We start from the raw sequence: 18322 nt of genomic DNA, 5'->3' as shown, positions 1-18322 counted from the left end.
AGTGTTTCAAATACATGCAGTTAGAGCCTCATTGTTTTAATTTTGAATGGATTTCCATTTTTCGCACGCCTTGTCATCCGTCATTTCATTTCCTATAAATCACTGGTACCAAATCGATCGAGAAGAAAACGGCGACACCCGAGACCATTGCGCCAATAGAAGGAATCGAATATTCGGCATTCGTTGATCCCATGCATGCACCGTGGCTTGCCTTCGTGGGCGTGCCCCTTGGCGTCGCCCCGCGCCGTCATGGTTGATCTGCGATCGCCCACCGGATCCGAACACCATGCAATTCATCGGCATCGCAGCCTTTGACGATGCCGGCGCGCCATGCGTCCGAAAACGCATGAGGCTGTTCTCGAAGGCACGGGGAAGCATCCAATCTCTTCAAGGTGAGAAAAATGAATCTCAATCCGATCGAAAATAAGCCGCACGGGACCTTTGCCGAATTCGCCAATACTGTCCCTGTTTCTGCCAATGTGGTCGATACGTTCAAAATGGCGCTCTATCACGACGGCGTGCAATTGGGCTGGCTCGGCCAAAACAGCGGCGAATGGGCCGTTCTCGTCGATTCCGCCGCGAAAGCGTTGATGCTCGAACAATACCCCTATAACGGCGTGACGTATTACCGGATCCGCGGCACCAGTCGATATATGTCCGTCAGCAACAATGCCTATGTCGGTTTCTATAACTGGATCGGCGCGCGCGGATGGACGCGCCAGGGCTCGATTCTGGTTTCCGATTTCAATCACCAGAAGCTGTCGCTCTATTCCAAGGACAACGCGTATCTATATGCGTGGGACGCGTACACCGTGCTCGACGTGAAGTTCGACGAGCAATAACAACCGGGGCGTCGCCCATTGGCTTCAATTTGTGGCGCCGACGCAGTGCAACAAGCGGGTGCCCCATCGGTGATGCGGGTGGGCTGCCCGCCGCGTTGCGCCACTCATGTTCATTTCACAATCGAAACGGGGAAACACGATGGCCTTCAAGATTCTCAGTTGCGACGGCGGCGGTATCCGGGGATTGATCACCGCCCTGCTCATCCAGGATCTCGACCGGCGCAGCCGGATCATTGCGAGCGCTGACGGCTTCGCGGGCACGTCGACGGGCGGCTTGATCGCCCTGGGGCTGGCGCGCGGCGTATCGATTTCAGAGATCGTCGATATCTACAGGACGAAGGGTTCGGTCATCTTCCGGGAAAACGGCGCATGGCTCGCGCAGCAGCAAGCACTCGAACAGGACGCGGTGCTCGCTGGGCCGGGCGTGTTCCAGTGCCAGTATGTCAACACCGGGCTGCAGGAGATTGCCAAGTCGCTGGTCGGCAACGGGAAGCTGGCCGATCTGCCGCGCTTCGTCGCGATCAATTCTGCGCGCCTGTGGGATCCGCCAACCAAGAGCTGGGCTCCGTGCACCTTCTCGAACGGAAACGGCAACGCCTATCGCAATGTGAGCCTGTTCGATGCTGCACTCGCCACGTCGGCTGCACCGACTTATTTTCCGCCGTACGAAATCGCCGGGCTCGGCTATTTCGCCGATGGCGGCGTGTTCGCGAACAATCCGTCCGTGTCCGCCATTGCCGAGGCGCTGGGCACCGGTCGCGCAGGCACGCTGGATGATGTGCGCCTGCTGTCGCTCGGCACCGGAACCAGCCCCGCAGGCATTCCTCCGAACGCGATCGGCAACCCGTTGACCTGGGGCGTCTCGAAATGGCTGTTGCCGTTCGAAAGCGGAAGCGTACCGGCAGCGGCCCTGCTCGGGCTAACGATGGATACGACGGCGACGATCGCCGCACAACAAGTCGGGCAGATACTGAACAAGAACTACCAGCGCGGGAATTTCGTCCTCGGTCAACCCGTCGGCCTCGACGACTGGGAAAAAACTCCGATACTGGAGAAGGAAACCCAGGCGTATATGAGAACTGCCGAGTGGGAACGTGTTTGCCAGTGGGTCGCGCAATTCTGGCGCTGATTGCGCACCGATTGCACGGGTTCATCGCGATGCTTCCGCTCGCTTGCAGACAGGCGGGCGGACACTACGCGATCGTCGGCATGCCGCGCTGGGACAGAAGGAAATCATTGCACGGCAGCGTCCTTCGATGACCGATGCATGTGCGTGACTCGTTTCATCCTCGCGCGCACGCGCTCCCCGCGCCCGTATTCGGGCGCACGGCGCGCGTGTTCGATGCCGGTGTCGCCATCCCGATTGTGGAACCGACGGAAGCGCTTCCCTCCACTGCGCGGCACGTGCCGCCAGCCCGCGACCTGCTTGTGCCGGCATCGCCCATGATCCCGCCGCCGCGGATGGCGGGCCTGTTCCGGTCGATTCAGCCGACGACTGGAGCGCATCGACGCCGGCGCGCAAGCCCGACCGGGCGCGCCCCTCGGCGACGCACTCAGGTGCAGGCGACGCCGGACGTTCGATCACGGTCCGCCCGTCTTGGAGTCGGTGCAAGCCCGGGCCGCCGATGTGACCCGCATGTCGATCAACGTGCGGGACGCGGCCGACAGGCGGCGATGCGGCGCATACACGACGGAAAACGGACGTGTGCGGCCCACGGAGGGGCGGCACTTTGACGAGATGTCCGGCGCTGAGCCGCCCCTGAACGATGAAGTCATAGGTCTGGCAGATACCGGCGCGCAGCCGGGCACTGTCGCGCGCACGCCGGGAATGCGCGTGCGTGCCAACCCGCATCGATGCATGTCAGTGCTGGATTCCCCAGCGGCGCACCGTCACGCGCTCGAGCGTATCGAACACGACGTGCTCGACCAGCAGTCCGATCACGATGACCGCCGCGAGACCTGCAAACACGCGATCGGTATACAACTCGTTGCGGTTCTGGAAGATGTACCAGCCGAGCCCGCCCTGCCCCGCGCTCGCGCCGAACACGAGTTCCGCCGCGATCAGCGTGCGCCATGCGAACGCCCAGCCGACGCGCAGCCCGGACAGGATCGACGGCAGCGCGGCCGGCACGAGAATCAGCGCGATTTGCCGCAGCCCGGTGAGGCCATAGTTCCGCCCGGCCATCTGCAGCGTCGCCGGTACGCCGGCGAAACCCGTATACATGCTGAGCGCGAGCGGCCACAGCACCGCGTGCACGAGCACGAACAGCAGGCTGCCGGCGCCGAGGCCGAACCACAGCAGCGCGATCGGCAGCAATGCGATCGACGGCAGCGGGTTGAACATCGACGTGAGCATCGACAGCACGTCACGGCCGATGCGCGTCGATACCGCGACCGACGTCAGCGCGAACGCGAACAGCACGCCGAGCGCATAGCCCCGCAACAGCACCGACATCGAAATGCCCGTCTTCACCAGCAGTTCGCCCGACGCGATGCCCTGCACGAACGCCGCGAGCGTCGCGCCGAAAGTCGGCACGAGCAGATCGTTCGCGACGATGCGCGCGACGATCTCCCACGCGGCGATCAGCACCAGCGCGATGAGCGCGCGGCGAAACACGCTCGAACCGACGACGCGGCGCGCGAGCGGTGCAGGCACTTCACGTTCGGCCTCGGGCAGCGCGTCGAGTGTGTGCACGTATTCCGCTCGCACCGGCGGCAGCGGCGGGATGGCAGGATCGATCGCGTTCATGATGAGGTGACCTGGACGGCCGGCGCTGGCGCCGTTTCGCTCGCGACGTCGGTAGCGAACAGCAGATGATGGATGCGTGCGACGGTTGCGCGGAAGTCGCCGCTGCCGACGCTGTCGAGCGAGTGATCGTGGCTGTTGAGCTCCGCACGCACACGACCGGGATGCGGCGACAGCAGCAGGATCCGGTTGCCGACCACGAGCGCCTCCTCGATCGAGTGCGTGACGAACAGGAGTGTGAAGCGGAATTCGTCCCATAGACGCAGCAACTCCTCCTGCATCTTGCGGCGCGTGAGCGCGTCGAGCGCGGCGAACGGTTCATCCATCAGCAGCACGCGCGGCTGCATCGCCAGCGCGCGCGCGATCGCGACGCGCTGCTTCATCCCGCCGGACAGCGTATGCGGATACGCATCGGCGAATGCGGCGAGCCCGACCTTGTCGAGATAATGCAGCGCGCGCTCGCGTGCTTCCGCGCGCGACAGCTTCGCAGCCGCGCGCAGCGGGAACGCGACGTTCTCGACGACCGTCTTCCACGGCGGCAACTGGTCGAACTCCTGGAACACGACGATGCGGTCGGGGCCCGGGCCGTGCACCCGCCGGCCGTCGAGCGCGATCGAGCCCGATACGGGCTCGATAAAGCCGGCGATCGCCTTCAGCAACGTGGATTTGCCGCAACCTGACGGGCCGAGCAGCACGAAGCGGTCGCTGCCGTACACGTCGAAACTGACCTGGTGGGTGGCGCGAACGATCCGTTCGCCGGTCCGGTATTCGAGGCTGACGCGATCGATCGCCAGCAGGCGTTCGCTGTGCGTGCCGGCCGCGCCGGCTTGCGGCGCCGATGCGACGCGTGCATCGGTGACGCGATGAGCGGCCGGGATGGCCGTGCCGCGCGCGGGATACGGCGGCAAGCCGACTCGGGGAGATGTGGCGTTCAAGGTCGAAGCTCTTGCAGGTAAAGCATCAACATACGGCGACGCGGCGCGCGACCCAACCAACGATTGCGCATATCGAAACCGCGCCGGCGCATAAGCATCGATCGCGACGCGCGAACGCCCGTGGCGGCGTCGATCAGCTGCCGCCAGCCGTCGCCGGATCCTCGAAGAAGTAGTCACGCCACGACTTCGGCTCGTTGCGGATCGCGCCGGTGCGATACATGAACTGCGCGAGCTTCAGCGTGTTCTGCGGCGCCGTCTTGAACTGCACCTGCGGATTGCGCAGGATTTTTACGAGCAATGCACGATCGATCTTCGAACCGTTCACGCGAACGTACGTGTCGGCCGCGCGCTCCGGATCGGCCGTGATCTGGCGCGCGGCTTCGGCAAGCGCGGAGACGAACGCGCGGTAGGTCTTCGGGTTCTCGTCGCGGAATTTCTCGGAGGCATACAACACCGTCGCGGAGCTGGGGCCGCCGAGCACATCATAGGAATTCAGCACGATGTGCGCATTCGGATTGCCGACGAGTTCCTGGTCCTGGAACGGCGGATTGCCGAAGTGGCCGGTAATCACGTTGCTGTTCGCGAGAATCGCGGCCGTTGCATCCGGATGCGGAATCGCCTGCGTGAACGCATCGAGCTTGTCGAACTGCCTGTCGCCCCACTGTTTCGCGGCGGCGTACTGCAACACACGCGACTGCACCGACACGCCGACGGCCGGCACCGCGATGCGGTCCTTCGCGCTCAGGTCGGCGATCGTCTTCACGTTCGGGTTGATGCTGACGAGGTAGTAGGGGAAATTGCCGAGCGACGCGACGCCCTTCACGTTCTGCCGACCGTGCGTGCGGTCCCACACGGTCAGAAGGGGGCCGACGCCCCCGCCGGCGATATCGACCGCACCGGACAGCAGCGCGTCGTTCACGGCCGCGCCGCCGGACAACCGTACCCAGTCGACCTTGATGTCGACGCCGGCTTTGCGTCCTTCCTTCTCGATCAGTTGCTGGTCGCGTGCAACGTTCAGCATCAGATAAACGACGCCGAACTGCTCCGCGATGCGGATGCGGCCTTCCGCATGCGCGGCTTGCGGCGCGCCGGCAACGGCGCAGGCCAGCGCGACGGCGAGCGTGGCGGCTAACGCGCGGCGCGCGGACACGATCATGCGGCGCAGGGCCGGCGAATGCGGAAGCGACATCGAAACTCCGGTGGTATCCAGTGGAAAAATGACGCAGCGGCACGACCGCGCGGCACTCAGAACGGTGCGTCGCCCTCGACCGTGGTGCGATACAGCTTGCGCCGAAGATGGTCCGGCGTGCCGGCCGCGAGGTGCATCAGCGAGCGGTTGTCCCAGAACACGAGGTCGCGATCGCGCCATTGATGTCGATACAGGTGCTCGGCGCGCACGCTATGCGCGAACAGTTCGTCGAGCAGCGCGCGGCTCTCGTCTTCCGGCACATCGACGATGCGCGTCGTGAAATGCTCGCTGACGAACAGCGCCTTGCGGCCCGTTTCCGGATGCGTGCGTACGACCGGATGCACGACCGCCTTGACCTGCGCGATCTGCTCGGGCGAAAGGTTCGGCCGCCACGGGCTGCGCGCCTGCAACTCCGCATAGCGCGCGAGGTACGTATGCTCGGCGCGCCGCCCTTCGACCGCGCGGCGCAGGTGCGCGGGCAGCGTGTCCCATGCGAGATGCATGTTTGCGAACAGGGTGTCGCCGCCTTCGGGCGGCAGTTCCTGCGCATGCAGCAGCGAGCCGAGGCTCGGCCTTTCCTTGTACGACAGGTCGGAATGCCAGAAATGGCCGGCGTCGCCGAGTCCGATCGGCTTGCCGTTCTCGACAATGTTCGACACGATCAGCACTTCCGGATGCCCGGCCAGGGCAAATTGATGCAGCACGTGGGTCTGCAACGGGCCGAAGCGGCGGCTGAACGCAATGTGTTGTTCCGGCGTGATGCGCTGGTCGCGAAACACGAGTACGTGATGGTCGAGGTGCGCGCGATGGATGCGCGCGAAACCGGCCGCGTCGAGCGGTTGCGACAGGTCGAGTCCCACGACTTCGGCGCCGAGCGGCGCGTCGAACGGAACGATGTCGAACCGCTGAGCGCTGGCGTCGGGCGCAGGCCGGGGGCCGGCGGACGCCGACGCGGGGGCGTGGATGGCGGAAGTCGTCACGGTACAGCCTTGATTCGGTAAAAATGCGAATCTACGAGCGTGCGCCGGACAGCGTCAACGAAGCGATTCCGATACGTTTATCTGCTGCAGCGATAAGGATCGCTGTTCGGGCGCCAGGCTCGCCCGGCGGACCATTCGCGCTTCCCATCCGTGACCCTGCCCCGCGCGCCGCCGCGCTAAGGCTGCCCGCCGCCTCCCGACGCACCGTAGATCTGTCCGGTCACGTAACTTGCCCGAGCCGACGCGAGCTCGACATAGATCCACGCGAGTTCGGCCGGCTGGCCGGGCCGCCCCATCGGCACTTGCTGGCCGAACGTCTCGACGTTCTTCTCGGTTTGACCTCCGCTCACCTGCAACGGCGTCCAGAACGGGCCGGGCGCGACGCCGTTCACGCGAATCCCTCGCCGGATCATCTGCTTCGCGAGGCCCTTCGTGAAGTTCGCGATCGCGGCCTTCGTCATCGCGTAGTCGAGCAGATTCACGGAAGGCTCGTACGCATTCACCGACGTCGTGTTGACGATCGCCGAGCCGGGCGGCATGTGCGGAATTGCCGCGCGCGTGATCCAGAACAGCGCGTACAGATTGGTGCGTAGCGTCCAGTCGAAGTCCTCGGTGCTGATGTCGAGAATCGAGTCGTGACTGTGCTGGCGCGCCGCGTTGTTCACCAGGATGTCGAGTCCTCCCAGGGCCGCGACCGCCCGCTCGACGAGCGCGTTGCATGCGCTTTCGGTGCGGATGTCGACCGGTAGCGGGACGGCCTTGCGGCCCGCGCTGCGGATGTATTGCACGACTTCGCGCGCGTCGGGTTCCTCGTCCGGCAAATACGCGATCGCGACGTCCGCGCCTTCCCGCGCAAACGCGATCGCGGCCGCGCGCCCAATGCCGGAATCGCCGCCGGTGACGAGCGCCTTGCGACCGTCGAGCCGGCCGCTGCCGCGGTAGCTGCGCTCGCCGTGATCGGGGCGCGGCGTCATGCGACCGGCAAGCCCCGGCCACGGCTGGTGCTGCTCGGGAAACGGCGCGTGCGGATACAACGTGCGCGGATCGTGCGGGGCCGTGTCGCCGCCGTCGGACGCGCCACCGCCTTGAGCAACCGCCGGAAGCGCTACGCCGGCGACGAGGCTCGCACTCGTGCCCTGCATCCATTTGCGGCGGGATTCGGATATTTCGTCTGATGACATGAATGGCTCCGATGTGGGCGCGAACCGGGCGGGGCCCGGTTGCGCGAGGACGGGAAAGCGAACGAGCGGGCCGCGCTGCCCCGCCCGCCGCGCCGCTAGAGCGGCCGCGGCCGGTTGCCCGAATCATCCGGCGCACCGTGCCCGTCGGGCCGGGCTTTGCCGGCCGGATCTCGCACCTCGGTCGCGCGCGGATCGTCGGGCACGACCTTGCGCGCCTGGTCATCCGGAATCGAGTCGAGTTCGCCGCCGCCCGGCGCGTGGCCGGCGCGCGTGGGCGAGTCGGCTAGTATCGGGCAGCGCCGCTCCGGCGAGTCGGCCGATTCGCGCGGCTCGACGTGCGCTGCGGTGTCTTTCGGTTGACGCGTTTTCGTCATGGTGGTGCACTCCCTGTATTGCGGTTTGGCTGCGTAGCACGACGCCGGCACGGCACGCGTGAAAACGGCCGCGGCGAACTTCGATCCCAGCAACCGACATGCCGTCGGTCGCGCGCGACGCACGCGTATCCATTCGGCGCCACGCTTGCAGAATTTACAAAGCCTGCACCGCGCAACGCCGCCCGCGTGCCCCGCGGATGCACGGGTCGCGCCCGCGCCGCAAGGCCATCGGCCCGGATTGGCGAGCGGCACGCGTCTTGCTGCTGTCGGCCCGGATATGGCGGTGGCCCCGACCGACGGCCGCCGGCGGCACCGTATGGTCGTGAGCCTATGAAAACTGCCTCTCCCCTGCTGGAATCGGCGCCGCTGCGGGCCGATCACTTCGTGCAGTTCTACGAGTCCGGTGAGCAGCTCGTGGCGGAAGTCGCGTCGTTCGCGGTCGACGCGCTGTCTGCGGGCGGCAGCGCGATCGTGATCGCGCGGCCGGACCGGCTTGCTGCAGTGCACGAGCGCCTCGGCGCGTCGCTCGACGACGCAGCCCGCGGCCGCATCTTCATGTCGAGCGCGCAGGAACTGCTCGACAGCTTCATGGACCGCGATCTGCCCGACCCCGTGCGCTTTCACCGGTCGGTCGGCACGATCGTGGAGACGGCCGTCCGCGCCGGGCGGCCCGTCCACGCGTTCGGCGAAATGGTGGCACTCCTCTGCGCGCAGGACCGCTATGCGGGCGCGTTGCGGCTCGAAGCGCTGTGGAACGAGTTGATCGAGCAGTACCGCTTCTCGCTGTACTGCGGCTATCCGCACGACGCGTTTCCGAGCGCCGAGCAGTCGGAGATGTTCCGCCATGTGTGTGCGCTGCATCGCCGCATCCTGCCCGCCGCGTCGTTGCGCAGCGACGAAAACGAACTTCACCTGACGCTCGCGCTGTCGCAGCAGCGCTCGCGCGCGCTGTCGGACGAGATCCGCCGTCGCGAGGCCGCCGAACAGCAGCGCAACGGCGTGCTCATGCATACGCCGTTGCCGATCGCGCTGCTGTCGGGTTCGGCGCACCGGGTCGTGCTCGCAAACCATCGCTTCTCCGCGCTGTGCGGCCGCACCGACATCGTCGGCCAGCCGCTGACGGAGGTGTTGCCCGGCGGCGATACGCCCGCGATCATGCGGGCGCTCGAAGCGGCGCGCGTGCACGGCCGCTCGACGACGATCGGCGAGCACCGCGACCGGCCGCGACCCGACGGCGCGGATAGCGCCGAGAACGCGCGCGTGTATCGGCTGCACTTCAATCCGCAGCCGCTCACGGACGGGCTCGGTGTGATCGTCAGCGCGGTCGAGGTGACCGAGCACGTCGCCGCGCGCGAGAAGCTCGTCGCCGCGAACACCGAGCGCGACCGGCTGCTCGGCGAGCTGCGCGACGCGAACCAGGCGAAGGATCAGTTTCTTGCCGTACTCGGCCACGAGCTGCGCAATCCGCTGACGCCCATCTCGCTCGCGCTGGAGTTGATTCGCAACCACGACGGGCACGCGACTCCGAACGAAATCGCGATCATCCAGCGGCAGCTCGATCACATGGTCCGGCTGATCGACGACCTGCTCGACGTATCGCGCATCACGCGCGGCAAGATCACGCTGAAGAAGGAAGCCGTGCGGCTCGCGGACATCGTCGACCGCGCGGTCGAGGTCGCAAGCCCGCTGCTCGAGCAGCGCCGCCATCGCCTGCACGTCGATACGGATCCGGACGCCCGTTGCAACGGCGATCCGATGCGCTTGTCGCAGGCCGTCGCGAACCTGCTGACCAACGCCGCGAAATACACGACGCCGGGGGGCGACATCACGGTGCGCGCGACGCGCGGCGCGGACGGCACGGCGCTCGTCGAAGTGTGCGACAACGGCGTCGGCATTCCTCCCGATCGCCTCGACAGCATCTTTGAACCGTTCTACCGGATCGACGGCGAAGCGAAGCAGCCGCATGGCGGCCTCGGCATCGGCCTCGCGCTCGTACGCAGCCTCGTAAATCTGCACGGCGGCACGGTGCGCGCGGACAGCTCGGGCCCGGGGTGCGGCAGCACGTTCACGATCGCGCTGCCCGAGTACCGGCCGAAACCGGTTACCGGCAGCGCGCCGCCGACGCCGCCGAGCATCGGCGTGATGCCGCCGGGCACCGGCCGCCGCGTGATGCTGGTCGACGACAACGAGGATGCCGCGTCGACGCTCGCGCAATGGCTGCGCGACGCCGGTCACGACGTGGCCGTCGTGCACGATCCGGTGACCGCGCTGGCCGCCTATCGCGCATATCGCCCCGACGTCGCGATCCTCGATATCGGACTGCCGGTGATGGACGGTTACGAACTGCTGCGGCGGCTGAAAGCGATCAACGAAGTCACGCCGTGCACGTTTCTCGCGCTGACCGGTTACGGGCGCTCCGCCGATCGCGAGCGCTGCCTCGCGACCGGGTTCCTGCAGCATTTCGTGAAGCCGGTCGATCCGGCCGCGCTGCACCTCGCGATGAGCCGGTTGATGCCGGGCAGCGACGGGCACGAACGCGATGGGCGCGATGGGCGCGATGGCGCAGGCGCGGAGGCCGGGCGCTGAGCGCGGCACGCAGCATGCTCGAACGCGTTATGCCGGCCGCGTGCCGGCGCCTTTTCGACACCGAGGAGCATGCTCATGAGCCCGACGAACACCGGCAACCCGACACCGGATCCGGACGCGACCGATCAACCGGACACGCCGGACATCCCGCAGCCGCCGCAGCGCGAACACCTGCCCGACCTGCCGGACCCGACCGAAGTTGGGGAAGACGGGTAGCTTTGTTGCAGTGTTCTCAACGCAGGTCAGTTGGAGCCGGATGCACCGCTCGTCCCTGCGCCGGCCGGTGGCATGCCCCGCATCGAAAGACGCGGGGCCAGTCCGCGTTGTCGCCGGCATGCGCGGTCATGTCAGCCCATGCTTGCGTCATCGCGTGCGGCGCTTCTCGTGCGCGATCTCGCTGGCCGGGATCGCGCCGGTGTCCTGGAGCGGGTCGCCCGGGATGCGCCGCTTCGCGGACTGAGCGATCGGCCCGTCCGCCGCCGCTTCGGCACCGTCGTCCTCGCTGCTGCGCTGCGCATCGATCTGCCGCTCCGCCTGCAGCCAGTATTCATCGGCACGGCCGTCCGGCGAGCCGTCGGCCTGCCACAGCCGGTACGCGCGCTCCCTGATCTGCGTTTCCCTGTCTTCATTCATGTCGTTACTCCGTATCCATCAGCGGCAATCACCGATCGGGGCGCGACGGCGCCGACACCGCACCGAGTGTCGATGAAATACCGCCGTCGGCGGACGTGGCGAGATCGCCGAGCGCGACGATGCCCACGAGCCGTTTCTCGCGATCGACGACCGGCACGCGTCGGATCTGCGCATCCTCCATCTTCTTTTGTACGGCCGAGATGTCGTCGTCCTCGTAACACCAGTTCGCCGGTCCGCTGACCACGCCCTCGATCGGCTCGTCGGGCCGCACGCCCATCGATACCGCGCGCACGACGATGTCGCGGTCCGTCAGCATGCCGATCAGTCGCGTGCCGTCGCATACGGGCAGCGATCCGACGTTCAAATCGTCCATCAGCTTCGCCGCTTCGCGCAGGCTTTGCGTCGGCGCGATGGTCGCGGCATCGCGTGTCATCACTTCAGCTACACGTGTCATGTTTCGCTCCTTGGTAAGCCGCCGGGGCGGCCCGCTGCACGAGCATCGAGCGTTCCGGCTGCCGCGCGGCCGGTTCGCCCGTCAGTTCTCGGTCGAGCAGCGCACCGACGTCAAGCCCGCCGTTTCGACGATCCGCATCAGTTGCTTGAGCATCGCGTCGCCGGTCGGCGCTTCGCGCCATTGCACGAACAGTTCCTCCTCGCGCATCGCATGCGCAGCCGTTTCGCGAAAACCGCGCGTGCGGCACGTGAAGCCGGCATCGCGCAGCCTGTCGGTCAGCTGTTCTCGTGCGGCCGCGCCGCGCGGATATTCGACCGTGACCAGCGCGTTCCTCGTGCGCCGCAAGCGCTGCTCGACGAACCGCAGCGGCCAGACGACGAGCAGCGCGAGCCCCAGCCCCAGCGCACCGAGCAGCAGTTGGCCGCCGCCGATGCACAACCCGATGACCGTCACGAACCATAGCGTCGCGGCCGTGGTCACGCCCGATACCAGCCCGTCGCGATGCAGGATCGCGCCGCCGCCGATAAAGCCCATCCCGGTCAGGATGCCCAGCGGCAATCGCATCAGGTCGAGCACCGAGAACGCGCCCTCCGGCTTGCCGGCCTGCAGCAACAACGCGTTGACCTGCAGCATCGACAGGCACGCGGCAAGACAGACGAGGATCGTCGTGCGCAGGCCGGCGGTCTTGCCGGACTCGCTGCGGTCCAGTCCGATCACCCCGCCCGCGACCAGCGCGAGCACGATCCTGACGAGAACCTCGTTCCACTGAAGTGCAACCGGCATCGGCCCCATGTGCGCCTCCCATGCAAATGGTGGTGTGCGGTTCGTCGCGGTACCGCCGCGAACGATGCTTGCGCGACGCAAGGTGCGCGCCTGCTTCTCGCCCGCGGGGCACGACGCCGGTGAAGGGGCGCGCGTCACCGTGTAGCGCGGGGGCGCGGATTGTAGAAAAGTGGCAGGCGCGTGCCGGCGCGGCTCGTCACACCACTTCGACAAGCGAACAGGGGCGCCCCCAACACTGGCTAGCGCTGTCTACACACAGCCGGAAAACATCTCGCGGACCCAAGCATCGCAGCTGCTGCGCTGAAACACGTCGCGAGCAAACACGCGAGAGGCGGCGGCGTGCTCTGCGCACGATGCCGGTTCCTGCTGCGCCGTATCCGAGCGAATACGGGCGGCGGGTTGATGGCGATTTCCATGTGTTCAGTTCCCGATCGGGTACGGAGTTACATGGAAGTCGCTAAAATTGTCGCCTCGTTCCTGATCGGATACGAAACCGCGTTCGCGCGGGCGAGTTGTGCCATACTGTTTCCGATCAGATACGAAGCACGGAGAACATCATGTCGGAGCCGCTGTCCGTCGACACGATCGGCGCGCTCGCTCACCTCATCCGCGCGGCACGGCTTCAGCAGGGCTTTACGCGCGATGAACTGGCGAACGCGACCGGGCTGTCGCCGAAATTCATCAGCCAGGTGGAAGCAGGCAAGCCAACCGCCCAAATCGGCAAGGTCATGCTGCTGCTCGGCGAACTCGGCGTGCGGCTGTACGCGGAATCGTCGGTCGAGATTTCGGAGGCCACCGCGCTGAAGGCGGCGCAACGACGCAGGAGCAGCCATGGCGGCTAGAACGCTGATCGCGTCCGCGAACGGCGTGCGCATGGGCACGCTGACCGACGACAAAGGGGTCTGGTCGTTTGCATACGACCCGCAATGGCTCGCGTCGCCGGCAGCGTATCCGCTGTCGCCCGCCTTCGCGCTGCGCGCAGAGCCGTTTACCGACTCGTCGACCGATCGCCCGGTGCAGTGGTTCTTCGACAACCTGCTGCCCGAGGAAGGCATGCGCACGTCGCTCGCGCGCGAGGCGAGGGTCGATGCCGCCGATGCGTGGGGCTTGCTCGCGTACTTCGGCCGCGAATCGGCCGGCGCGTTGACGCTGCTGGCGGAAGGCGAGCACGAAGCGCCGGGCGGCCTGCAGCCGCTGGCGCTCGACGAACTCGAACGGCGGATCCGGGCGATGCCCGAGCGCGCGCTGACGGCGACCGCGCCCAAGCGCATGTCGGCCGCGGGCGCGCAGCAGAAGCTGCTGCTGGTGCTGCGCGGCGACGCGCCGGACTACGCGCTGTACGAGCCGGTCGGCAGCGAGCCGTCGATGCACCTGCTGAAGCCGGACATGCGCGCGGCAGGCTACCCGCATTCGGCGATCAACGAGTTCTTCTGCATGACGCTCGCGAAGAAGATGGGGCTCGACGTGCCGGACGTGCACTTCCTGCGTGCGCCGTCCGCGTGCTACGTGATCGACCGGTTCGATCGCAACGTCGCGTCGGAACCGGCGGCCCGCCTTCATACGATCGACGCAATGCAACTGCTCAACTACGACCGCGGCTTCAAGTACCAGCGCGCGAACGCGCAGGAACTCGCGCGCGCGATCGAGCGCACGAGCACGCGTGCGCTCGCGCGTCTGGCGGTGTTCCGCTGGACCGTGTTCAACGTGGTGGTCGGCAACGCCGACGCGCATCTGAAGAACCTGTCGTTCTTCGTCGATGCGCGCGGTTACCGGCTCGCGCCGTTCTACGACATCGTCAGCACGGTCGTGTATCACACGCCGACTCACCGGCCCGATCACCGCGGCGATCACTGGCCGCACTGCGAACTCACGATGCCGCTCGGGAATGCGACGCGGTTTGCCGATATCGACGTGAATGCGCTCGTTGCATTCGGCCAGGCGCTCGGGCTCAGGGAGAAGGCGGCCATCAGCGAATTGCAGCGCTTTCTCGAGCCGCTCGATCGTCACGTCGACCAGACGCTCGATGAAGTGCGACACATCGCGCATCCGGACGCCGGGGAAATGCGGTTGCTGAATTCGATCGTCGCGATGCCGATCGCGGAAATGGGGCGCGCACTGCGAACGACGCGGGGGTGACCGGCGATGCGCGGGCGATTCAAGGGAAACGCAAGGCCGTGACCGACGGGCAACGCGTGACTCGTGGGGACGGTTCTCTATACGAAGTCGACCGAACTGCGGAGTTCTGCCCAGGGGCCGCACCCGGGCTGCGCGGATCGAGCGAGCTCGCCAACGCAAGTCGTCCCTGCTGCAGGAGATTGACAAGACCCGTGCGCTGCAGCAGGACGAACGCGAAACGCTGCAGGCGAGGCTAGTGAGCCTGAGCGCCGAGTTGGCGCGTCTTGATGACCAACTTGCCAGCCAGCGACAGCGAGAGCGCGTGTCGATCGCTGCAGATGGCGCTGCACGCTACCGCCGTCTGCTTGCACCGGACTACATTTCGACGGACCGGCTCCAGCAACGGCAGGCCGATCAATTTGGCCAACAGTCGAAGCTGCTTGGCTTGCAACGCGACCGCAGGACCATTTCGCAGGCGCTCAAAGAAGCAGGAAATGGACTTTCCGGGCTCGCGCTCGGGCATCAGAACCCGCTGTCGCAGACTAGGCGGAGAACCTGATGGGGCAAATCCGTCTACGCAATGCATTCGCATTACGCTCATCGGGATAAGTATTCTTATCAGAATAGCTCTATTGACGAACGAAACTCGGGCGCACCGAACAACGCCGCACGGCAACCGGCGCGCGTCATCGCCCGATCGGCAGCCCCGTCGGCTCGATCCATCCGAGCTTGTACGCGATCAGCAGCGACAGGAACAGCGTGATGGACAGCCCGACGCGCGCGGCGAGCGACCATGCCATCCGCTTGCTCTTGCCGCGGTCGTGGTTCATGAAATACAGCGCGAAAATGAGGCTTCCGATGATCAGCACGAAAGCCCCGGAAACCAGCACAATCTTCATCGTTGATGCTCCTTGAGGCCCGCATCGGCCCTCAGCAGTTCGGCGAGCTGGCGCCGCTCGGCAGCAACGTCGGCGACGCCGGAGGCCGGCCAGTCGAGCGCGACGCCATTGCCAAGCGAATCGCGCACGAGCGTCTGGTAGCGCCGGTCGCTGATGCGCCCGTCGTCCATCGCGTCCGCGATCTCATGTCGGAACGGTAGCGGAAAGCTCGCGTATCCGCGCGACAGCGCCGCATATTGGCGCGCGTCGATTTCCTTCGACGACGGCACGACCGCCCACACGACGACGGCAACGATGGCTGCGAACGGGATCGCCGTATAACGGAGGACGAACTTGATCGGGGTCATGGCATGGATATCGACGTGGTGGCGTACTGACGACGAACAGGCGCCGTATTGAACCGGAAGCAGCCGGCAACCGGTTGCGCGGGCAATGCCGCGAACCGCGACAGCGGGCTCCGGCGGCATGGGCGATATTGTACTCAAAGCACAATATGGCTAACAGCGCATGATAATGGCATTATCATGATTCACGGCCAGCAAGCTGCCCGGCCTCTTTGGCCCTTTTTGACGTCTTTGGGTCTATTTGCCGCCGGCCCGGATGCGGCCGCCAGACACGAGCGTCTGCCGCCCTGCCCGCGCGGGTAGTTCACCGATCCGGCGATTGAGCGAAACCGAAAGCGAAACCTTATGCCAGCGCAGTACTTTCGAAGCCTGACCGGAAAACACCGCAGCGCAACCGCGAATCGTCAGCTCGGCTTTTCGCTCGCCTTCGTCGCCGGCGCGGCCAACGCCGGCGGCTTCCTCGCGGTCCGGCAATACACGTCGCACATGAGCGGCATCGTATCGGCAATCGCCGACCAGACGGCGCTCGGCGACATCCCGCTCGCGCTGGCCGGCGTCAGTTCGCTCGCGTCGTTCCTCGTGGGCGCCAGCTGCTCGGCAATCCTCGTCAACTGGGGGCGCCGGCGCGGGCTGCACAGCCAGTTCGTGCTGCCGCTGCTGGTGGAAGCGGTGCTGCTGCTCCTGTTCGGTCTGCTCGGCAGCCACCTCGCACTGTGGGAGACGTTCTTCGTGCCGGTCACGGTCACGCTGCTGTGCTTCATCATGGGGCTGCAGAATGCGACGATCACGAAGCTGTCGGGCGCGGAAATCCGCACGACGCACGTGACGGGCATCGTCACCGACCTCGGCATCGAGCTGGGCAAGTTGTTCTATTGGAACCGGACGGCCCTCGACGTGGACGCGCACGCAGTGATCGCCAATCGTTCGAAATTGCGGATTCACGCGACGATGCTCGCGTCGTTCTTCGTCGGCGGGCTCGCCGGAGCGATCGGCTTCAAGCATGTCGGCTATGTGTCGACCGTACCGCTCGCCGCCGTGCTGGTAATGCTCGCCGCCATGCCCGTGATCGACGACGTGCTCGCGTGGCTCGAACGGCGTTAGTGAGCCCGCACCCTTGTCGCCGCGACGCTGCGCCGAAAGCCGATGAATTATAATTTGATTAACATATCGACCCACCCCGCCTGACGATGGAAACCAAAACCGCCCGCCTCACCGTTCTGATCGATCCCGCGAAGAAAGAAGCGTTCGAAATGCTGTGCGCGGAGCAGGATCTCACGCCGTCGCAAGTCGTGCGTCAATTGATCCGCGAATATCTCGACAAGCACGGCGTCACGTACAAGACGAAGAGCGCGCTCGGCAAGCGGGTGAGGTAACGGTTCGGACAAGCGCGGGCGCGCACCGGCGCCGTCATGCGCATATTTCCCATCGGGGATGTTCACGCGTGCGCCAGACCAGCCGCGCGGGATCGATGCACTCCCCTGCCTTCATGCGGCGGGCCGTCGACGCGAGTTTGAGCTCGCCGGCCGACGCGAACCCGAGCGCACGCTCGAGCAGGATGCGCAGCGACGGCAAAGGATTGCCGTTTTTCCACGCGAACGCGATGAAGTTGTTGTCGTCGCCGCACGGCACGAGCGCATAGGAATCGTCGAACACCGCGTGCAGCTGTTCGAGATGACGCTGCAGCGCCGGATCGTCGTCCATGAAATTGATCGCGAGCACGCCCGTCTCGCTCAACCGTGCACGGCACGCGTCGAGGAACGCGGTGCCCGTGCAGCGACCCGGCGTGCCGTCGGCAACGAACGCGTCGTGCAGAATCACGTCCGCCCGCACCGCCGGGGTTGCGACGTAGTCCGCGCCGTCCGCGCACACCACCGCGAACCGCGCGTCGTCCTGCGGAATCCGGAACACGTCGCGCAGCGCGATCACGTCCGGGTTGATTTCGACCGCGTCGATCGCGGTGTCCGGCAGGTGCCGATAGCAGTACTTCGCGAGCGATCCGCCGCCGAGCCCGATCATGCAGATGCGCGACGGCGCCGGCTGCAGCAGCAGGAAACCCATCATCACGCGCGTGTAGCCGAGTTCGAGCCGCACCGGATCCTTCCGCGACATGAAGCTCTGCGTGCCGAGGTGATCGAAATGCAACGACACCGCGTGCTTTGTCTCGAGCACGAACGGACGACCGTCGTTCATCGGCGTCGCCAGGAAACGCAGGAATGCATCATACGATGTTCGATCCTCGCTCATGTTCGGCAGCCCGGTCG

The 18322-nt window shown here is 66.0% G+C and carries 20 protein-coding genes and 2 pseudogenes; 9 read left to right on the top strand and 13 right to left on the bottom strand.

Features of this window, described 5'->3' with window-relative positions:
- The first annotated feature begins 401 nt into the window (after positions 1-401).
- Positions 402-842: a hypothetical protein gene (locus tag KDW55_RS10015; RefSeq protein ID WP_059545812.1), complete on the top strand. Its 441-nt coding sequence runs from the start codon at positions 402-404 to the stop codon at positions 840-842.
- A 139-nt stretch (positions 843-981) separates the two neighbouring features.
- Complete coding sequence (locus KDW55_RS10010) at positions 982-1971, top strand: patatin-like phospholipase family protein (RefSeq protein WP_212160754.1); 990 nt, start codon at positions 982-984, stop codon at positions 1969-1971.
- Positions 1972-2423: 452 nt separating this feature from the next.
- Here the strand turns inward: KDW55_RS10010 and KDW55_RS29395 are convergent.
- From KDW55_RS29395 to KDW55_RS09980, 7 genes and pseudogenes are all read right to left on the bottom strand, one after another.
- A pseudogene (locus KDW55_RS29395) lies at positions 2424-2637 on the bottom strand (hypothetical protein); the annotation flags it as partial.
- A gap of 66 nt (positions 2638-2703) precedes the next feature.
- On the bottom strand, positions 2704-3591 hold the full coding sequence (locus KDW55_RS10005; RefSeq protein WP_038570188.1) for an ABC transporter permease: 888 nt from the start codon (positions 3589-3591) through the stop codon (positions 2704-2706).
- Entirely contained in the window at positions 3588-4583 is a 996-nt protein-coding gene (locus tag KDW55_RS10000; protein ID WP_069242085.1) for an ABC transporter ATP-binding protein, read from the bottom strand. The genes KDW55_RS10005 and KDW55_RS10000 overlap by 4 nt, the downstream gene beginning before the upstream one ends.
- 73 nt (positions 4584-4656) lie before the next feature.
- Positions 4657-5712: an ABC transporter substrate-binding protein gene (locus KDW55_RS09995; RefSeq protein ID WP_212160755.1), complete on the bottom strand. Its 1056-nt coding sequence runs from the start codon at positions 5710-5712 to the stop codon at positions 4657-4659.
- Positions 5713-5768: 56 nt separating this feature from the next.
- Positions 5769-6692 carry a TauD/TfdA family dioxygenase gene (locus tag KDW55_RS09990; protein ID WP_038570192.1) on the bottom strand — a complete coding sequence of 308 codons (924 nt, stop codon included), beginning with the start codon at positions 6690-6692 and terminating at the stop codon, positions 5769-5771.
- 176 nt (positions 6693-6868) lie between these two features.
- Complete coding sequence (locus KDW55_RS09985; protein WP_069242087.1) at positions 6869-7873, bottom strand: SDR family oxidoreductase; 1005 nt, start codon at positions 7871-7873, stop codon at positions 6869-6871.
- A 95-nt stretch (positions 7874-7968) separates the two neighbouring features.
- Complete coding sequence (locus KDW55_RS09980; protein WP_212160756.1) at positions 7969-8247, bottom strand: hypothetical protein; 279 nt, start codon at positions 8245-8247, stop codon at positions 7969-7971.
- Positions 8248-8577: 330 nt separating this feature from the next.
- On the opposite strand from KDW55_RS09980, the gene KDW55_RS09975 reads away from it, so the two are divergent.
- On the top strand, positions 8578-10833 hold the full coding sequence (locus KDW55_RS09975; RefSeq protein WP_212160758.1) for an ATP-binding protein: 2256 nt from the start codon (positions 8578-8580) through the stop codon (positions 10831-10833).
- A gap of 75 nt (positions 10834-10908) precedes the next feature.
- Positions 10909-11049 (top strand): hypothetical protein, encoded by a 141-nt coding sequence (locus KDW55_RS09970; protein WP_156432163.1) that lies wholly within the window; start codon positions 10909-10911, stop codon positions 11047-11049.
- A 147-nt stretch (positions 11050-11196) separates the two neighbouring features.
- On the opposite strand, the gene KDW55_RS09965 is transcribed toward KDW55_RS09970, so the two are convergent.
- The 3 genes from KDW55_RS09965 to KDW55_RS09955 all read right to left on the bottom strand — a co-directional run bounded on the left by KDW55_RS09965 (position 11197) and on the right by KDW55_RS09955 (position 12712).
- Positions 11197-11466, bottom strand: coding sequence for a DUF2934 domain-containing protein (locus tag KDW55_RS09965; protein WP_069242089.1), 270 nt, complete (start codon positions 11464-11466; stop codon positions 11197-11199).
- Positions 11467-11494: 28 nt separating this feature from the next.
- Complete coding sequence (locus KDW55_RS09960; protein ID WP_038570200.1) at positions 11495-11920, bottom strand: CBS domain-containing protein; 426 nt, start codon at positions 11918-11920, stop codon at positions 11495-11497.
- A gap of 81 nt (positions 11921-12001) precedes the next feature.
- Entirely contained in the window at positions 12002-12712 is a 711-nt protein-coding gene (locus KDW55_RS09955) for an MgtC/SapB family protein (protein WP_038570203.1), read from the bottom strand.
- A gap of 548 nt (positions 12713-13260) precedes the next feature.
- Here KDW55_RS09955 and KDW55_RS09950 point away from each other — a divergent pair.
- The 3 genes and pseudogenes from KDW55_RS09950 to KDW55_RS29750 all read left to right on the top strand — a co-directional run.
- On the top strand, positions 13261-13545 hold the full coding sequence (locus tag KDW55_RS09950; protein WP_059545820.1) for a helix-turn-helix transcriptional regulator: 285 nt from the start codon (positions 13261-13263) through the stop codon (positions 13543-13545).
- Positions 13535-14839: a HipA domain-containing protein gene (locus KDW55_RS09945; RefSeq protein WP_038570209.1), complete on the top strand. Its 1305-nt coding sequence runs from the start codon at positions 13535-13537 to the stop codon at positions 14837-14839. The genes KDW55_RS09950 and KDW55_RS09945 overlap by 11 nt, the downstream gene beginning before the upstream one ends.
- 29 nt (positions 14840-14868) lie before the next feature.
- Positions 14869-15359, top strand: a pseudogene (locus KDW55_RS29750) (MFP transporter); the annotation flags it as partial.
- A 145-nt stretch (positions 15360-15504) separates the two neighbouring features.
- On the opposite strand, the gene KDW55_RS09935 reads toward KDW55_RS29750, so the two are convergent.
- Both KDW55_RS09935 and KDW55_RS09930 read right to left on the bottom strand, forming a co-directional pair.
- The gene (locus KDW55_RS09935) at positions 15505-15717 is read right to left on the bottom strand and encodes a twin transmembrane helix small protein (RefSeq protein ID WP_038570212.1); all 213 of its coding nucleotides are present in this window, start codon (positions 15715-15717) and stop codon (positions 15505-15507) included.
- Positions 15714-16064: a hypothetical protein gene (locus tag KDW55_RS09930; RefSeq protein ID WP_212149044.1), complete on the bottom strand. Its 351-nt coding sequence runs from the start codon at positions 16062-16064 to the stop codon at positions 15714-15716. Before KDW55_RS09930 ends, KDW55_RS09935 begins: the two co-directional genes overlap by 4 nt.
- 342 nt (positions 16065-16406) lie before the next feature.
- Between KDW55_RS09930 and KDW55_RS09925 the strand changes: the two genes are divergently transcribed.
- Together KDW55_RS09925 and KDW55_RS09920 are read left to right on the top strand one after the other, a co-directional pair.
- The gene (locus KDW55_RS09925; protein WP_038570216.1) at positions 16407-17162 is read left to right on the top strand and encodes a YoaK family protein; all 756 of its coding nucleotides are present in this window, start codon (positions 16407-16409) and stop codon (positions 17160-17162) included.
- 86 nt (positions 17163-17248) lie between these two features.
- Positions 17249-17434 (top strand): ribbon-helix-helix protein, CopG family, encoded by a 186-nt coding sequence (locus tag KDW55_RS09920; protein WP_038570218.1) that lies wholly within the window; start codon positions 17249-17251, stop codon positions 17432-17434.
- 34 nt (positions 17435-17468) lie between these two features.
- Here the strand turns inward: KDW55_RS09920 and KDW55_RS09915 are convergent, their stop codons facing one another.
- Positions 17469-18305 carry a spermidine synthase gene (locus KDW55_RS09915; protein WP_212149045.1) on the bottom strand — a complete coding sequence of 279 codons (837 nt, stop codon included), beginning with the start codon at positions 18303-18305 and terminating at the stop codon, positions 17469-17471.
- Positions 18306-18322: the final 17 nt, after the last annotated feature.

The sequence above is a fragment of the Burkholderia sp. AU19243 genome, assembly GCF_018148075.1.
Taxonomy (GTDB): domain Bacteria; phylum Pseudomonadota; class Gammaproteobacteria; order Burkholderiales; family Burkholderiaceae; genus Burkholderia; species Burkholderia latens_A.
The sequence above is the reverse complement of the archived record's forward strand: the minus strand, read 5'-3'. Positions and strand labels throughout refer to the sequence as shown.

What these genes read in the sequence shown, in the direction of transcription:
- KDW55_RS10010 (WP_212160754.1), top strand. Translation starts at nt 982, where the DNA reads ATGGCCTTCAAGATTCTCAGTTGCGACGGCGGCGGTATCCGGGGATTG.
- KDW55_RS09975 (WP_212160758.1), top strand. Translation starts at nt 8,578, where the DNA reads ATGAAAACTGCCTCTCCCCTGCTGGAATCGGCGCCGCTGCGGGCCGAT.
- KDW55_RS10015 (WP_059545812.1), top strand. Translation starts at nt 402, where the DNA reads ATGAATCTCAATCCGATCGAAAATAAGCCGCACGGGACCTTTGCCGAA.
- KDW55_RS09965 (WP_069242089.1), bottom strand. Translation starts at nt 11,466, where the DNA reads ATGAATGAAGACAGGGAAACGCAGATCAGGGAGCGCGCGTACCGGCTG.
- KDW55_RS09970 (WP_156432163.1), top strand. Translation starts at nt 10,909, where the DNA reads ATGAGCCCGACGAACACCGGCAACCCGACACCGGATCCGGACGCGACC.
- KDW55_RS09945 (WP_038570209.1), top strand. Translation starts at nt 13,535, where the DNA reads ATGGCGGCTAGAACGCTGATCGCGTCCGCGAACGGCGTGCGCATGGGC.
- KDW55_RS09950 (WP_059545820.1), top strand. Translation starts at nt 13,261, where the DNA reads ATGTCGGAGCCGCTGTCCGTCGACACGATCGGCGCGCTCGCTCACCTC.
- KDW55_RS09980 (WP_212160756.1), bottom strand. Translation starts at nt 8,247, where the DNA reads ATGACGAAAACGCGTCAACCGAAAGACACCGCAGCGCACGTCGAGCCG.
- KDW55_RS09930 (WP_212149044.1), bottom strand. Translation starts at nt 16,064, where the DNA reads ATGACCCCGATCAAGTTCGTCCTCCGTTATACGGCGATCCCGTTCGCA.
- KDW55_RS10005 (WP_038570188.1), bottom strand. Translation starts at nt 3,591, where the DNA reads ATGAACGCGATCGATCCTGCCATCCCGCCGCTGCCGCCGGTGCGAGCG.
- KDW55_RS09955 (WP_038570203.1), bottom strand. Translation starts at nt 12,712, where the DNA reads ATGGGGCCGATGCCGGTTGCACTTCAGTGGAACGAGGTTCTCGTCAGG.
- KDW55_RS09920 (WP_038570218.1), top strand. Translation starts at nt 17,249, where the DNA reads ATGGAAACCAAAACCGCCCGCCTCACCGTTCTGATCGATCCCGCGAAG.
- KDW55_RS09960 (WP_038570200.1), bottom strand. Translation starts at nt 11,920, where the DNA reads ATGACACGTGTAGCTGAAGTGATGACACGCGATGCCGCGACCATCGCG.
- KDW55_RS09935 (WP_038570212.1), bottom strand. Translation starts at nt 15,717, where the DNA reads ATGAAGATTGTGCTGGTTTCCGGGGCTTTCGTGCTGATCATCGGAAGC.
- KDW55_RS09915 (WP_212149045.1), bottom strand. Translation starts at nt 18,305, where the DNA reads ATGAGCGAGGATCGAACATCGTATGATGCATTCCTGCGTTTCCTGGCG.
- KDW55_RS09995 (WP_212160755.1), bottom strand. Translation starts at nt 5,712, where the DNA reads ATGTCGCTTCCGCATTCGCCGGCCCTGCGCCGCATGATCGTGTCCGCG.
- KDW55_RS09985 (WP_069242087.1), bottom strand. Translation starts at nt 7,873, where the DNA reads ATGTCATCAGACGAAATATCCGAATCCCGCCGCAAATGGATGCAGGGC.
- KDW55_RS09925 (WP_038570216.1), top strand. Translation starts at nt 16,407, where the DNA reads ATGCCAGCGCAGTACTTTCGAAGCCTGACCGGAAAACACCGCAGCGCA.